We start from the raw sequence: 13,080 nt of genomic DNA on the forward strand, positions 1-13,080 counted from the left end.
CTGATTTTTGATCAACCCGTAGTTCGTGGTTCTGAAGCATGAGGTTCGGCGCTAAACTGCCTGCCCCCGAACGCCACGGCCAACACGAGGCTCACGCATGCAGTATCGCGACTTGCGCGACTTTATCAGCGGCCTGGAACAGCGCGGCGAACTCAAGCGCATCCAGGTTCCGGTGTCCCCAGTGCTCGAAATGACCGAGGTCTGCGACCGCACCTTGCGCGCCAAGGGCCCGGCCCTGCTTTTCGAAAAACCCACCGGTTTTGACATTCCCGTGCTCGGCAACCTGTTCGGCACCCCCGAGCGCGTGGCGTTGGGCATGGGCGCCGAAGCGGTCAGCGAGCTTCGCGAAATCGGCAAGTTGCTGGCGTTCCTCAAGGAACCCGAGCCGCCCAAGGGCTTGAAAGACGCCTGGTCCAAGCTGCCGATCTTCCGCAAGATCATCTCGATGGCACCCAAGGTGGTCAAGGATGCGATCTGCCAGGAAGTGGTCATCGAAGGCGACGACGTCGACCTGTCGACGTTGCCGGTGCAGACCTGCTGGCCAGGCGACGTCGCGCCGCTGATCACCTGGGGCCTGACGGTCACCAAAGGTCCGAACAAGGACCGGCAGAACCTCGGCATCTACCGTCAGCAAGTGATCGGCCGCAACAAGGTCATCATGCGCTGGCTGAGTCACCGTGGCGGCGCGCTGGATTACCGTGAATGGTGCGAAAAACATCCCGGCCAGCCGTTCCCGGTCGCCGTGGCGCTGGGTGCTGACCCGGCGACCATTCTGGGCGCCGTGACCCCGGTGCCGGACAGCCTTTCCGAGTACGCCTTCGCCGGCCTGTTGCGCGGTAACCGTACCGAGCTGGTGAAATGCCGTGGCAACGACCTGCAAGTGCCGGCTACCGCCGAGATCATCCTTGAAGGCGTGATCCATCCGGGCGAGATGGCCGATGAGGGGCCTTACGGCGACCACACCGGTTACTACAATGAAGTCGACAGCTTCCCGGTGTTCACGGTCGAGCGCATCACCCACCGGATCAAGCCGATCTACCACAGCACCTACACCGGACGTCCACCGGATGAGCCGGCGATCCTGGGGGTGGCGCTGAACGAAGTGTTCGTGCCGATCCTGCAGAAGCAGTTCCCGGAGATCACCGACTTCTACCTGCCGCCGGAAGGCTGTTCGTACCGCATGGCCGTCGTGACCATGAAGAAGTCGTACCCGGGGCATGCCAAGCGGGTAATGCTCGGTGTCTGGTCGTTTTTGCGACAGTTCATGTACACCAAGTTCGTTATCGTCACTGACGACGATATCAACGCCCGCGACTGGAACGACGTGATCTGGGCCATTACTACGCGCATGGACCCCAAGCGCGACACGGTGATGATCGAGAACACGCCCATCGACTACCTGGACTTCGCCTCGCCGGTGTCCGGCCTGGGCTCGAAGATGGGGCTCGATGCCACGCATAAATGGCCGGGTGAAACCACGCGCGAGTGGGGCCGTGTAATCGTCAAGGACGACGCCGTGACCCAGCGGATCGATGCCATCTGGAATCAGTTAGGAATAGATTGATGCGTGTAACCTTGCAGCCCTCCGGAGCAGTACTGGATATCTTGCCCGGCGAGCGGATTCTCGATGGCGCACGTCGCCTGGGCTATGAATGCCCGCAAAGCTGTCGCAACGGTAACTGCCATGTGTGCGCGGCACTGCTGGTGGAAGGGCGCGTGGAGCAGGCAGGCGATGTGCGCGACCATGGCGAGTTCTACACTTGCATAGCAGAGCCGCTGGAAGACTGCATCGTGCTGTGGGATGGCGTGCTCGCGCTGGGAGAATTGCCGGTGCGCAGTCTGTCGTGTCAGGTCACCAGTTGCACCGAGGTCGGTGGCGATACCTGGCGGGTGCGGCTGCGGGCCCCCGCCGGCAAGCCGCCGCGATATCACGCGGGCCAGTATCTGATGATCCATCGCGACAACGGCGAGAAGTCGTCCTTCTCCCTGGCCTCGGCACCCTCCGGTGGCCGTGACCTGGAAATCCACGTGCTGGCGCGCGAAGCCAGCGCGCTCAACCTGATCGAGCAGCTTCAGCGCAACAGCATGGTGCGCGTCGACATGCCGTTCGGTGATGCCCACTTGGCCGAGTTGCCGGACGGCCCGTTGGTGTTGATCGCCGCGGGCACCGGCATGGGCCAGGTCCATGGCCTGATCGAGCATTGCCGCGCCGAGGGCTTCAAGCATCCGGTGCATCTGTATTGGGGGGTGCGTCGTCCTGAAGACTTTTATGAAGTCGAACATTGGGATGAATGGCTGAAGCTGCCCAACCTGTTCCTGCATAAAGTCGTCAGCGATCAATGCGGCTGGCAGGGACGCTGCGGCATGTTGCATGAAGCGGTCTGCGAAGACTTTCCTGATCTCAAAGCCCTGCACGTGTACGCCAGTGGTTCGCCGGCCATGGTCTACGGCACGTTGGATGCGCTGGTCGAGGCGGGGATGGACGCCCACCAGATGCGCGCCGATGTGTTTGCGTACGCGCCTCGATCTTGATCCACGATCTTGATCCAGCCCTTGTAGGAGCTGCCGCAGGCTGCGATCTTTTGACCTTGCCTTGAAGATCAAAAGATCGCAGCCTGCGGCAGCTCCTACAGTTCCTCCCGTTATAACTCTCTATATAGCCGATCGGTATTTATAAAATCATATAAATGTCGGTAGGTTATATATCGTTCAAGTAATTAATTAAGAGTTGCGCCAATGCGCTTCAATTACTTGAATACATATGTGCCTTATTGCTACAGCGGTGCGTTCTATTTAGTAACTGTCTACTCGCGGGGAGCTGAACGCTATTCGCCATGAGCGCCATTGAATCTTCGTTTCTGAACCTGTCCTATCCTCCGCAGCTCGATCTGGGGCCGCAACTCACGCACGAACAATTGCTCAGCTCTATGCAGTCGACCATGGCGCGCCACAAAGGCGGGCCGGTGTGGTTGTTCGCGTATGGGTCGCTGATCTGGCGCCCTGAATGCACGGCGGTCGAGCGCGTTCGCGGGCGAGTGCATGGCTATCATCGCGGTTTGTACCTGTGGTCCCACGAGCATCGTGGCACGCCGGAAATGCCCGGGCTGGTCTTTGGTCTGGATCGCGGCGGCTCCTGCAGCGGTTTCGCCTATCGCTTGCCAGATGAACAGCTGGACGCTTCGTTGTATGCGCTATGGAAACGTGAGATGCCATTTCCGTCCTATCGCCCGCACTGGCTCAACTGCCGACTGGAAGACGGCAACCAGGTTCAGGCATTGGGATTTGTCCTGGAGCGGCATCTGCCCAGTTATGCCGGCAACCTGCCGGATCATGTCCTGAGCCACGTGTTCGAAAACGCTTGCGGGCGCTACGGCACTACTCGCGATTATGTCGAGCAGACCGCCCACGCCCTGCGTAGCCACGCCATGCCAGACCGCAATCTGGAGGCGCGGCTCAAGCGCTGTAAGTCAAAGGATGATCAAGCCAGTGCTTCGCGGCTCTGACTGGCGACTTGCTTGTGCCATAGGGTTGGCGCCAGGAAGGCCATCGCCAGCAGGCAGGCGCCGATCAGCAAGATGAAACCGCCGTCCCAGCCGAAATGGTCCACGGTATAGCCCATCGCTGCACTGGCCGCGACCGAACCTCCCAGGTAGCCGAACAGCCCCGTGAAGCCCGCAGCCGTGCCGGCGGCTTTCTTCGGTGCCAACTCCAGTGCCTGTAGGCCGATCAACATCACCGGGCCGTAGATCAGGAAGCCAATGGAGACCAGCGCAATCATGTCGACCGTCGGGTTGCCGGCCGGGTTGAGCCAATACACCAGCGTCGCCACGGTCACCAATGCCATGAACACCATGCCTGTCAGGCCACGGTTGCCACGGAAGATCTTGTCCGACATCCAGCCGCACAGCAACGTGCCCGGAATACCGGCCCACTCATAGAAGAAATACGCCCAGGAGGTCTTGTCCACAGTGAAACCCTTGGCCTCCTTGAGGTAGGTCGGTGCCCAGTCCAGCACGCCGTAGCGCAGCAGGTAGACAAAGACGTTGGCCAGGGCGATGTACCAGAGCATCTTGTTGCGCAGCACGTACTTGACGAAGATTTCCTTGGCGCTGAATTCCTCTTCGTGGCTGGCGTCGTAGCCTTCCGGATAGTCGTTCTTGTACTTCTCGATTGGCGGCAGGCCGACCGATTGCGGGGTGTCGCGCATGGTGATGAAGGCAAACACCGCCACGGCCATGGCCACTGCCGCCGGTACGTAAAACGCAGCGTGCCAGTCGTTGAACAGGCCCATGCCGATCAGGAACAGTGGGCCGATCAAGCCCCCACCCACGTTATGCGCCACGTTCCACAGCGACACCACGCCACCGCGCTCCTTCTGCGACCACCAGTGCACCATGGTCCGCCCACTTGGCGGCCAGCCCATGCCCTGCGCCCAGCCGTTGATGAACAGCAGGATGAACATGATGGTCACGCTGGACGTCGCCCAATGTGCGAAACCGAACGTGAACATCACCGCTGCAGAGACCAACAGGCCGAACGGCAGGAAGTAGCGCGGATTGGAACGGTCGGAAACGATGCCCATCAGAAACTTGGACAAACCATAGGCAATGGCAATCGCCGACAGCGCCACGCCCAATTCTCCGCGGGTATAGCCCTCTTCGATCAGATAAGGCATGGCCAGGGAGAAGTTCTTGCGCAGCAGGTAGTAACCGGCGTAACCGATAAAGATACCGGCGAAGATTTGCCAGCGCAGGCGTCGGTAGGTGCTGTCTATTTTTTCTTCAGGCAGTGGAGCCTGATGTGCGGCAGGACGAAAGAAAGCAAACATTCAAGAGCTCCAAATTTCTTGTTTTGACTGCGGATGCGAATGTTACAGTTTCGTTACCGAAAATAGCATCGGTTCTCATCGACAAAATAGCGGAAATGTTGGAAATCGAGAGTTCCTTTATGAACATGTCGCTCAGACGTAAATGAAGGGCGGTGTAGGAAGTGTTACGCGCTACCACCTTGATGCGTATGCACGGTCCGAAGTCGGCAGTTCTTTGGGAAATGTCCTGCGCAGTTACCGGAAGCCATGACCTTCAGCCCAACCCAAGCCGATTTGTCCGTTGGCGCTGCTACGGGCGGGGGTAGTCGGTGATGTCCGGGTTCGTTTCATTGCCTATGCCGATGGTTCGATCGGCAAGATAAGCATTTTGCAAAGCGACCATCCTGATCGGGCTGAAGCAAGCAGGGTTGCAATCGAGCAATGGCGATTCAAGCCGCCCCGCAAATACACGAGTTTGCTACCTGTGGAAATTCGCAAGTTGCTGTAATTTCGGCCAGCAAAAGAGCGATCTGAACCGAGTCCAGACCGCCTTTTCAACTCAGCGAACTTGTACCACCACCTTCCCGACTGCCTTGCGCTGGCCAAGATCATTGATCGCCTGAGCAGCATTGCCCAGCGGATACACCTGCGACACCAGCGGCTTCAACTTGCCTTCGGCAAACCAGCCAAACAACTGCTGGAAGTTGGCGGCGTTATCCTGCGGCTGACGCTGGGCGAACGAGCCCCAGAACACGCCGAGCACTGCTGCACCCTTTAGCAGTGCGAGGTTCACTGGCAGTTCGGGAATGCGTCCACTGGCAAAACCGACCACCAGCAAGCGGCCGTTCCAGGCGATGGTACGGATGGCTTGGTCGAACAGGTCGCCGCCCACCGGGTCGTAGATCACGTCGGCGCCCTGGCCATCGGTCAGGCGCTTGATTTCGTCCTTGAGGCTGGTTTCGCTGTAGTTGATCAGCTCGTCGGCACCCGCGGCCTTGGCCACGGCAAGTTTTTCCGCGCTGCTGGCCGCGGCGATCACCCGGGCGCCCATGGCCTTGCCGATTTCCACGGCCGCCAGGCCGACACCGCCGGAGGCGCCCAGTACCAGCAGGGTTTCGCCGGGTTGCAGGTTGGCGCGCTGCTTGAGGGCGTGCATCGAAGTACCATAGGTCATGCTGAAGGCGGCGGCGGTGTTGAAGTCCATGGAAGGCGGGATCGGCAAAACGTTGTAACCCGGCACCGCGACCTGTTCGGCGAAGCTGCCCCAGCCGGTAAGGGCCATGACCCGGTCACCGACTTTCAGGTGGCTGACTTTTTCGCCCATGGCGCTGACTACGCCAGCGGCTTCACCGCCGGGGGAAAAAGGGAAGGGCGGCTTGAATTGGTACTTGCCCTCGATGATCAGCGTGTCGGGAAAGTTCACCCCGGCGGCGTGCACCTCCAGCAGGATTTCGTTCTTCTTCGCGACAGGACTGGCGACGTCTTCCAGCACCAGCGATTCGGCAGGGCCGAAGGCTTTGCACAGCACGGCTTTCATCAGGGCTATTCCTTTGGGAGTGATGGCCGATAAGTGTAGGTGTGTGAGTCGACGGGTCAACGAGCATGCCCGGCCCTGATAACCAGCCATAAGCTTGTGCTGGCGTGGCGGGTGGTTATGCTAGGCCGCAAACCGGATAAGGAGCGAATTGTGAAAGCGTGGATCATGTTGTTGCTGGGCCTTTCCTTGCCTATGGCAGCGGTGGCCGAAGAGGCCAAGGAAGAGGTGGCGCCGAAGGTCAATTACGTCACCTTGAGCCCGCCGTTCGTGGGCAACTACGGGCTCGATGGCACGCCGAAGCTCAAGGTCTACAAGGCCGATGTGGCATTGCGTGTGACGGGTGACGAGGCCACCAAAGCGGTGAAGGCCAACGAACCGTTGATTCGTAATCAACTGGTGGCGCTGTTTGCCCAGCAGTCCGCCGAGACGATGAATAATGTAGAGGCTAAGGAAAAGCTGCGTCAGGAAGCCCTGAAGCAAACCCAGCAGATCATGAATGATGAAACCGGCAAACCGGTGGTTGAGGACCTGTTGTTCAACAACCTCATTATCCAATAAGACTTGCGTTGTCCGGGCAGGCCTTTTCGCGAGCAGGCTCGCTCCCACATTGGAATGCGTTCTCCCGTGGGAGCGAGCCTGCTCGCGAAAGCATTCTGATTGCCGCCGCACGTCTTACAGCTTAAGTGCTATCACCGCCGCCCACTGCTCCGCCGTCACCGGCATCACCGACAGCCTCGAACCCTTCTGCACCAAAGGCATCTGCGCCAACGCTGCCTGTTGCTTCAGATAGTCGAGCTTCAACACCCTGGAAAACGTTTCCACATGAGCGACATCGATGGCACTCCAGGCGTTTTTATCCGGTGTTGCCTTAGGGTCGTAGTAATGGCTCTCAGGCTCCAGCGCCGTCGGGTCCGGATACGCCGCTTCGACAATCTTGCCAATCCCGGCAATCCCCGGTTCCGGGCAGCTCGAATGGTAGAAAAAGAACTCGTCCCCCACCGCCATTGCGCGCAAAAAATTACGCGCCTGATAGTTGCGAACCCCGTCCCAGCGCGCTTTGCCAAGCTGCTCCAGGCCTTTGATCGAGAGTTCGTCGGGCTCGGATTTCATCAGCCAATAGGCCATGGTTTGGCTCCTTGCGAAGTGGGTGGAAAGGTTGTCGGGCAATTTTATGACAAACCGACAGTCGGTTGACGCCAGCATTTGCGTGCCGGTTCACGTTGTCGCAAAATGCCGGCCTTTCAAGCTTGACGCTGCTGCACGGCCTACAAACGGAAACCGCTGCTGTCATCGTGTTGATATGCCTTTGGGGGGCAATCGATGAAACGCAAACCGGATTTACTTTGGATTTTGGTTATTTTGTTCGGCCTTGGCGTCGTGACCACCGGCTATGCCCAAAGCCTGTGGAACAACAAGACCGATGCACCCATCGAGGTCTCGGCGCTGCAGCAACAATCGACAGCGTTCAAGCGCTGATCCTTGCTTTTTGACGCCTGAGCGCGGTGGCGTCTAGCCTGCGTAATACCAGGCCTTGTCCGTCACCGTTCCTTGCAACGGCACATCCCAGCTCGCTTGAGCCAGCCGCTCGACCTTCTGGCATTCATGGGCCAGCCCCAGCAACGTCGGTTTGCGCCAGTCATTGCGACGCGCCAGGTAGGCGAGGCTTCGATCATAGAAGCCGCCGCCCATGCCCAGGCGTCCGCCCACATCGTCAAACCCCACCAATGGCAGCAGCACCAGGTCCAGCGCCCAGACTTTGCGTTGTCGTGCGAGGTTGTGCCTGGGTTCGAGGATACGAAAGCGATTAGGCTTGAGCTTTTCGCCGGGGCGAATGCGCTGGAACACCATTTTGGTTCGCGGCCAGGCACTGAGCACCGGCAGATAGGTAGCCTTGCCCCGACGTTGAGCCGCACGCAGCAATAGGCGCGGATCGATTTCACCGTCGGTGGGCAGGTAAAGAGAGATGTGTTTGGCGCGGCGGAACAGCGGTTGCTGGGCCAACTGCTTGTATAGCCCGCGAGCCGCCTGGCGCTGCTGACTGGGGGTCAGTGCGCGGCGGGCCTTGCGCAGCATGCGTCGAAGTTGCGGTCGAGGGAGCAGCGCAGGTTCGGTCATGGATTTTGGCTTCGGCAATACGGTTACCTAAAGCGCCTCTGTAAAAAAGCAGAGCAGTAAAAACGCCGATGCCGGTATTAAACCGGCATCGGACTGGAATCAGGCTCCCCGGATGTGCCGCTGTCGACTTAGCCCTTGAACCCGAAAGTTCAAGGTGGAAGACGCAGTAGGCTTTAAGGCTTTCCGTCTAGCGGACATGCACACCAGCCCAACGTGCGACCTCCAGGGTATAGCAAATCGGCTCAGGGACATCGCCAACTGGCAAGCACCCCAGGGAGTGATCAGAGTATACCGCAAGCGGTGACGCGAATCAGCCCTTGGTGACATCCGGATCAGTGGCGAGCACCAGATCGACGCGATCGAGCAGGTCGCGCACCTGTTCGCGGGTTGAACCGCTGGCCTGGATATCCGGTCGCTCTTCCTTGTGCAGCAAATCGTGCGTGATGTTCAGCGCGGCCATCACGGCGATGCGGTCGGCGCCGATGACTTTGCCGCTGCTGCGGATTTCGCGCATCTTGCCATCCAGGTAGCGAGCGGCGCTCACCAGGTTGCTGCGCTCTTCCTGGGGGCAGATGATCGAATATTCTTTGTCGAGGATCTGCACAGTGACGCTATTGCTTGAACTCATGAGTCTTGCTCCAGGGCCTTGAGGCGCGAAATCATCGATTCGACCTTACGCCGGGCGATTTCGTTTTTTTCAATGAGGTGCGCGCGTTCCTCGCGCCAGGTCTTTTCCTGAGCTAGTAAGAGTCCGTTTTGGCTCTTAAGTTGCTCGACTCGGGTAATCAGCAGTTCGAGTCTGGCCATCAGCGCTTGCAGGTCGGTGTCTTCCATTGTGTCCACTGTTCGTCTGATGGGTGGTAACTGTAGGAGCGAGCATGCTCGCGATGGTCTTCAACGATAACGCTGGGTACCTGATAACCCACGGCGCTCTCAGGTTCATCGCGAGCGTGCTCGCTCCTACAGGGGTAGTCGATGTAGGATACAAGGCCTTCATTCTAGACATAGCGCCGTCTGGCGCCTAGCTGCCCATGACCATTCAGAATTCCCCGTACCAAGGCTTCGCCACCCTGCTGACCTCCAGCGGTCATAACGTCTCGCCTGCCGAACTGCACGGCCTGCTGCTCGGCCGCAGCTGCGCCGGCGCCGGCTTCGACGCCGAAGGCTGGCTGATCGACGCCGCCGAGCTGCTCGAAAGCGAGCCGCAGGACAACGTTCGCAACGCCCTGATCGGCCTGCAAGAGATGGTCAAGGGTGAGCTCACCGGCGACGACGTAACCGTCGTCCTGTTGCTGCCGACCGACGACGCTCCGCTGGCCGAACGCGCCGTGGCTCTGGGCCAATGGTGCCAAGGCTTCCTCAGTGGTTTCGGCTTGAATTGCCGCGACAGTAGCATGCTGAGCACTGAGGCCACTGAAGTGTTGCAGGATCTTGCAGCCATTTCCCAGGTTCAAGACGCGCTGGAAGAGTCCGAAGACGGCGAAACCGACTATATGGAAGTCATGGAGTACCTGCGCGTCGCGCCGCTGCTGCTGTTCTCGGAAACCAAGAAAGACGCAGCGGCTGCGGCCAAGCCGTCGCTGCACTGATCAATGCCAGGGAACGCCATCTGCCCATGATTCATATCCCGAAATCGGAATACAGCCGTCGCCGCAAGGCCCTGATGGCGCAGATGGAACCCAACAGCATCGCCATCCTGCCCGCCGCCGCGGTCGCCATCCGCAACCGCGACGTCGAGCACGTCTATCGCCAGGACAGCGACTTCCAGTACCTCAGCGGTTTTCCCGAGCCTCAGGCCGTGTTGGTCCTGATGCCGGGTCGCCTGCATGGTGAATACATCCTGTTCTGCCGTGAACGCAACGCCGAGCGCGAGTTGTGGGACGGCCTGCGCGCCGGGCAAGAGGGCGCGATTCGCGACTTCGGTGCCGACGACGCCTTCCCGATCACCGATATCGACGACATCCTGCCCGGCCTTATCGAAGGCCGTGATCGCGTCTACTCGGCAATGGGCAGCAACCCGGAATTCGACCGGCACCTGATGGAATGGATCAACGTGATCCGCTCCAAGGCCAACCTCGGCGCCCAGCCGCCGAACGAATACGTTGCCCTGGATCATCTGCTGCATGACATGCGCCTGTATAAATCGGCGGCAGAAGTGAAGGTGATGCGCGAAGCCGCACGGATTTCCGCCCAGGCGCATGTGCGTGCGATGCAGGCCAGCCGTGTCGGGTTGCACGAGTTCAGCCTGGAAGCCGAACTCGATTACGAGTTTCGCAAGGGCGGGGCTAAGATGCCGGCCTACGGCTCGATCGTCGCGGCGGGGCGCAACAGCTGCATCCTGCATTACCAGCAGAATGACGCGCTGCTCAAGGACGGTGACCTTGTGCTGATTGATGCCGGTTGCGAGATCGACTGCTACGCCAGCGACATCACGCGTACCTGGCCGGTCAACGGCAAATTCAGCGCAGAACAGAAGGCAATCTACGAATTGGTGTTGGCCGCCCAGGAAGCCGCGTTTGCCGAGATTGCCCCGAACAAGCACTGGAACCAGGCCCACGAAGCCACGGTGCGGGTAATTACCTCGGGCCTGGTCGAGCTGGGACTGTTGCAGGGTGACGTCGACGAACTGATCGCCAGCGAAGCCTACAAGGCGTTCTACATGCACCGCGCCGGCCATTGGCTGGGCATGGATGTGCATGACGTCGGCGAGTACAAGGTCGGTGGCGAATGGCGCGTGCTGGAAGTGGGCATGGCGCTGACCGTGGAGCCGGGGATCTACATTGCTCCGGACAACCAGAGCGTGGCGAAGAAATGGCGCGGCATTGGCGTGCGCATTGAGGACGATGTCGTGGTCACCAAGGCCGGCTGTGAAATCCTGACGAAAGGCGTACCGAAAACCGTCGCCGAGATCGAGGCCCTGATGGCGCAAGCACGGACACAAGCGGCATGAATCGAGTCAACCTGGCGATTATCGGTGGCGGCCTGGTTGGCGCCAGTCTGGCGTTAGCCTTGCAGGCCGGGGCAAAGGCCCGCGGCTGGAAGATCGTGTTGATCGAACCGTTTGCCCCCGGGGACAGCTATCAACCCAGTTACGATGCGCGTTCCACGGCGTTGTCCTTCGGTGCGCGGCAGATTTATCAGCGCCTGGGCGTCTGGCAGGAAATCTCCCGGCGTGCAGAGCCGATCAAGCAGATTCACGTCTCTGACCGTGGGCGTTTTTCCACGGCGCGACTGTCGGCGATGGAAGAGGGCGTTCCGGCGCTGGGGTATGTGGTGGAAAACGCCTGGCTCGGCCATTGCCTGTGGCAGGGCCTGGACAAGGATGTGATCAGCTGGCGTTGCCCGGCGGAAGTCACGCGCATGGAACCGCTGACCGACGGCTACCGCCTGACCCTGAATGACGAAACCACGCTCGATTGCGACCTTGCGGTGCTCGCCGATGGCGGCCGGTCAGGCTTGCGTGAGCAACTGGGCATCGGCATCAAGAAACGCCCATACAACCAGAGCGCGCTGATCGCCAACATCACCCCGAGCGAAGCCCATGACGGCATGGCGTTCGAACGTTTCACCGATGACGGCCCAATGGCGTTCCTGCCGTTGCCGGACAATCGTTGCGCGCTGGTCTGGACCCGCCAGGGCATGGATGCACAGCGCCTGGCCGCCCTTGATGAGCGCAGTTTCCTGAGCGAGTTGCAGGGGGTGTTCGGTTATCGTCTCGGCACGTTGAAGCAAGTCGGTGCGCGGCACTTGTATCCGCTGGCATTGGTGGAGGCCGAAGAGCAGGTGCGCTCGCACCTGGTGGTTCTCGGCAATGCTGCCCACAGCCTGCATCCGATTGCCGGCCAGGGGTTCAACCTGTCCCTGCGCGATGCCCAGGCGCTGGCCGATGCGCTGCTCGCCAGCGAACGCCTGCCGGGCGACTTCGCCACCTTGCAGGATTACCGCGAGCACCAGCGACTGGACCAGAGCCTCACCGTGGGCTTCTCCGACCAGGTCACGCGCCTGTTCGGCAGTACTCAGCCGTTGGTGTCATTGGGGCGCAATCTGGGCTTGCTCGGTCTTGACCTGCTGCCGCCGGCCAAGCGCTGGTTCGCCCGGCAAGCCATGGGCCTGGGTACTCGCCCTGATGTTTAAGTGGCTGACGCGCAGGTTTGGCAAGGCCCGCTTGATGTGCCGGTTCATGAACCTCTATCCGCCGTACCTTGGTGCCGGGGTTCGGGTGCGGTACATCAGCGATGACTTTCGTGATGTCCAGGTGTCCATGGGCTTGAGTTGGTACAACCGCAACTACGTTGGCACGCAGTTCGGCGGCAGCCTGTATTCAATGGTCGATCCGTTCTTCATGCTGATGCTGATGGAAAACCTCGGTCGCGAGTACATCATCTGGGACAAGGCCGCCGACATCGATTTCATTGCGCCGGGCAAAGGCCCGGTATTCGCCCGTTTCAACATCGATGACACCTTGCTCGACGAAATCCGCCGGCAGACGGCGGAGGGCAAGAAGTACCTGCCGCAATTGCAGGTCGATATCCATGACGGCGCCGGCCACCTGGTGGCGCGTGTCGGAAAAACCCTTTACGTGCGGCTCAAGCCGCAAGCGAGACAGGCTTAAAGCATGGAA

General features: G+C 60.0%; 16 protein-coding genes and 1 other RNA gene. 10 read left to right on the forward strand and 7 right to left on the reverse strand.

Going from position 1 to position 13,080, the window contains the following annotated elements; genetic code table 11:
* The first annotated feature begins 97 nt into the window (after nt 1–97).
* The 3 genes from ubiD (at nt 98) to CGA21_RS01690 (ending at nt 3,503) form a co-directional block, all read left to right on the forward strand.
* Nucleotides 98–1,564 (forward strand): 4-hydroxy-3-polyprenylbenzoate decarboxylase, encoded by a 1,467-nt coding sequence (gene ubiD / locus CGA21_RS01680; RefSeq protein ID WP_020797260.1) that lies wholly within the window; start codon nt 98–100, stop codon nt 1,562–1,564.
* Entirely contained in the window at nt 1,564–2,532 is a 969-nt protein-coding gene (locus CGA21_RS01685; RefSeq protein ID WP_020797261.1) for a CDP-6-deoxy-delta-3,4-glucoseen reductase, read from the forward strand. Before ubiD ends, CGA21_RS01685 begins: the two co-directional genes overlap by 1 nt.
* Before the next feature lie 302 nt (nt 2,533–2,834).
* Complete coding sequence (locus CGA21_RS01690; RefSeq protein WP_020797262.1) at nt 2,835–3,503, forward strand: gamma-glutamylcyclotransferase; 669 nt, start codon at nt 2,835–2,837, stop codon at nt 3,501–3,503.
* Here CGA21_RS01690 and glpT read toward each other — a convergent pair.
* A complete protein-coding gene (gene glpT, locus CGA21_RS01695; protein WP_110748025.1) occupies nt 3,479–4,828 on the reverse strand; it encodes a glycerol-3-phosphate transporter in 1,350 nt (449 codons plus the stop codon). The genes CGA21_RS01690 and glpT overlap by 25 nt on opposite strands.
* A gap of 280 nt (nt 4,829–5,108) precedes the next feature.
* Between glpT and CGA21_RS01700 the strand changes: the two genes are divergently transcribed.
* On the forward strand, nt 5,109–5,315 hold the full coding sequence (locus CGA21_RS01700; RefSeq protein ID WP_411157054.1) for an energy transducer TonB: 207 nt from the start codon (nt 5,109–5,111) through the stop codon (nt 5,313–5,315).
* A 51-nt stretch (nt 5,316–5,366) separates the two neighbouring features.
* Here CGA21_RS01700 and CGA21_RS01705 read toward each other — a convergent pair whose 3' ends face one another.
* Complete coding sequence (locus tag CGA21_RS01705; RefSeq protein WP_188263399.1) at nt 5,367–6,344, reverse strand: NADPH:quinone oxidoreductase family protein; 978 nt, start codon at nt 6,342–6,344, stop codon at nt 5,367–5,369.
* A 150-nt stretch (nt 6,345–6,494) separates the two neighbouring features.
* On the opposite strand from CGA21_RS01705, the gene CGA21_RS01710 reads away from it, so the two are divergent.
* Nucleotides 6,495–6,902, forward strand: coding sequence for a flagellar basal body-associated protein FliL (locus CGA21_RS01710; RefSeq protein WP_110748016.1), 408 nt, complete (start codon nt 6,495–6,497; stop codon nt 6,900–6,902).
* A 114-nt stretch (nt 6,903–7,016) separates the two neighbouring features.
* Here the strand turns inward: CGA21_RS01710 and CGA21_RS01715 are convergent, their stop codons facing one another.
* Nucleotides 7,017–7,469 (reverse strand): EVE domain-containing protein, encoded by a 453-nt coding sequence (locus tag CGA21_RS01715; RefSeq protein ID WP_188263400.1) that lies wholly within the window; start codon nt 7,467–7,469, stop codon nt 7,017–7,019.
* Between the two features lie 195 nt (nt 7,470–7,664).
* Here CGA21_RS01715 and CGA21_RS01720 point away from each other — a divergent pair, with 195 nt between their 5' ends.
* Nucleotides 7,665–7,820, forward strand: coding sequence for a hypothetical protein (locus CGA21_RS01720; protein WP_020797268.1), 156 nt, complete (start codon nt 7,665–7,667; stop codon nt 7,818–7,820).
* 33 nt (nt 7,821–7,853) lie between these two features.
* Here CGA21_RS01720 and CGA21_RS01725 read toward each other — a convergent pair whose 3' ends face one another.
* The 4 genes from CGA21_RS01725 to CGA21_RS01740 all read right to left on the reverse strand — a co-directional run bounded on the left by CGA21_RS01725 (nt 7,854) and on the right by CGA21_RS01740 (nt 9,293).
* Complete coding sequence (locus CGA21_RS01725; RefSeq protein WP_032831317.1) at nt 7,854–8,459, reverse strand: 5-formyltetrahydrofolate cyclo-ligase; 606 nt, start codon at nt 8,457–8,459, stop codon at nt 7,854–7,856.
* Between the two features lie 101 nt (nt 8,460–8,560).
* Nucleotides 8,561–8,739: non-coding RNA, 6S RNA (gene ssrS / locus CGA21_RS01730), on the reverse strand.
* Between the two features lie 30 nt (nt 8,740–8,769).
* Nucleotides 8,770–9,087, reverse strand: coding sequence for a cell division protein ZapA (locus tag CGA21_RS01735; protein WP_008055229.1), 318 nt, complete (start codon nt 9,085–9,087; stop codon nt 8,770–8,772).
* Nucleotides 9,084–9,293, reverse strand: coding sequence for a TIGR02449 family protein (locus CGA21_RS01740; protein ID WP_007982902.1), 210 nt, complete (start codon nt 9,291–9,293; stop codon nt 9,084–9,086). Before CGA21_RS01740 ends, CGA21_RS01735 begins: the two co-directional genes overlap by 4 nt.
* A gap of 197 nt (nt 9,294–9,490) precedes the next feature.
* On the opposite strand from CGA21_RS01740, the gene CGA21_RS01745 reads away from it, so the two are divergent.
* The 4 genes from CGA21_RS01745 to CGA21_RS01760 are packed head-to-tail and all read left to right on the forward strand — an operon-like array spanning nt 9,491 to nt 13,071.
* Nucleotides 9,491–10,048, forward strand: a complete 558-nt coding sequence (locus CGA21_RS01745) for a YecA family protein (RefSeq protein WP_110748010.1) — start codon at nt 9,491–9,493, stop codon at nt 10,046–10,048.
* A gap of 26 nt (nt 10,049–10,074) precedes the next feature.
* Nucleotides 10,075–11,409: a Xaa-Pro aminopeptidase gene (pepP, locus tag CGA21_RS01750; RefSeq protein WP_110748008.1), complete on the forward strand. Its 1,335-nt coding sequence runs from the start codon at nt 10,075–10,077 to the stop codon at nt 11,407–11,409.
* The gene (gene ubiH / locus CGA21_RS01755) at nt 11,406–12,593 is read left to right on the forward strand and encodes a 2-octaprenyl-6-methoxyphenyl hydroxylase (protein WP_110748005.1); all 1,188 of its coding nucleotides are present in this window, start codon (nt 11,406–11,408) and stop codon (nt 12,591–12,593) included. Before pepP ends, ubiH begins: the two co-directional genes overlap by 4 nt.
* Nucleotides 12,586–13,071 (forward strand): DUF4442 domain-containing protein, encoded by a 486-nt coding sequence (locus CGA21_RS01760; protein ID WP_110748002.1) that lies wholly within the window; start codon nt 12,586–12,588, stop codon nt 13,069–13,071. Before ubiH ends, CGA21_RS01760 begins: the two co-directional genes overlap by 8 nt.
* The last annotated feature ends 9 nt before the right edge of the window (nt 13,072–13,080 follow it).

This window comes from Pseudomonas sp. PSB11 (assembly GCF_014596605.1).
GTDB lineage: Bacteria > Pseudomonadota > Gammaproteobacteria > Pseudomonadales > Pseudomonadaceae > Aquipseudomonas > Aquipseudomonas umsongensis.

What these genes read in the sequence shown, in the direction of transcription:
- ubiD (WP_020797260.1), top strand. Translation starts at nt 98, where the DNA reads ATGCAGTATCGCGACTTGCGCGACTTTATCAGCGGCCTGGAACAGCGC.
- CGA21_RS01685 (WP_020797261.1), top strand. Translation starts at nt 1,564, where the DNA reads ATGCGTGTAACCTTGCAGCCCTCCGGAGCAGTACTGGATATCTTGCCC.
- CGA21_RS01690 (WP_020797262.1), top strand. Translation starts at nt 2,835, where the DNA reads ATGAGCGCCATTGAATCTTCGTTTCTGAACCTGTCCTATCCTCCGCAG.
- glpT (WP_110748025.1), bottom strand. Translation starts at nt 4,828, where the DNA reads ATGTTTGCTTTCTTTCGTCCTGCCGCACATCAGGCTCCACTGCCTGAA.
- CGA21_RS01705 (WP_188263399.1), bottom strand. Translation starts at nt 6,344, where the DNA reads ATGAAAGCCGTGCTGTGCAAAGCCTTCGGCCCTGCCGAATCGCTGGTG.
- CGA21_RS01715 (WP_188263400.1), bottom strand. Translation starts at nt 7,469, where the DNA reads ATGGCCTATTGGCTGATGAAATCCGAGCCCGACGAACTCTCGATCAAA.
- CGA21_RS01720 (WP_020797268.1), top strand. Translation starts at nt 7,665, where the DNA reads ATGAAACGCAAACCGGATTTACTTTGGATTTTGGTTATTTTGTTCGGC.
- CGA21_RS01725 (WP_032831317.1), bottom strand. Translation starts at nt 8,459, where the DNA reads ATGACCGAACCTGCGCTGCTCCCTCGACCGCAACTTCGACGCATGCTG.
- CGA21_RS01735 (WP_008055229.1), bottom strand. Translation starts at nt 9,087, where the DNA reads ATGAGTTCAAGCAATAGCGTCACTGTGCAGATCCTCGACAAAGAATAT.
- CGA21_RS01740 (WP_007982902.1), bottom strand. Translation starts at nt 9,293, where the DNA reads ATGGAAGACACCGACCTGCAAGCGCTGATGGCCAGACTCGAACTGCTG.
- CGA21_RS01745 (WP_110748010.1), top strand. Translation starts at nt 9,491, where the DNA reads ATGACCATTCAGAATTCCCCGTACCAAGGCTTCGCCACCCTGCTGACC.
- pepP (WP_110748008.1), top strand. Translation starts at nt 10,075, where the DNA reads ATGATTCATATCCCGAAATCGGAATACAGCCGTCGCCGCAAGGCCCTG.
- ubiH (WP_110748005.1), top strand. Translation starts at nt 11,406, where the DNA reads ATGAATCGAGTCAACCTGGCGATTATCGGTGGCGGCCTGGTTGGCGCC.
- CGA21_RS01760 (WP_110748002.1), top strand. Translation starts at nt 12,586, where the DNA reads ATGTTTAAGTGGCTGACGCGCAGGTTTGGCAAGGCCCGCTTGATGTGC.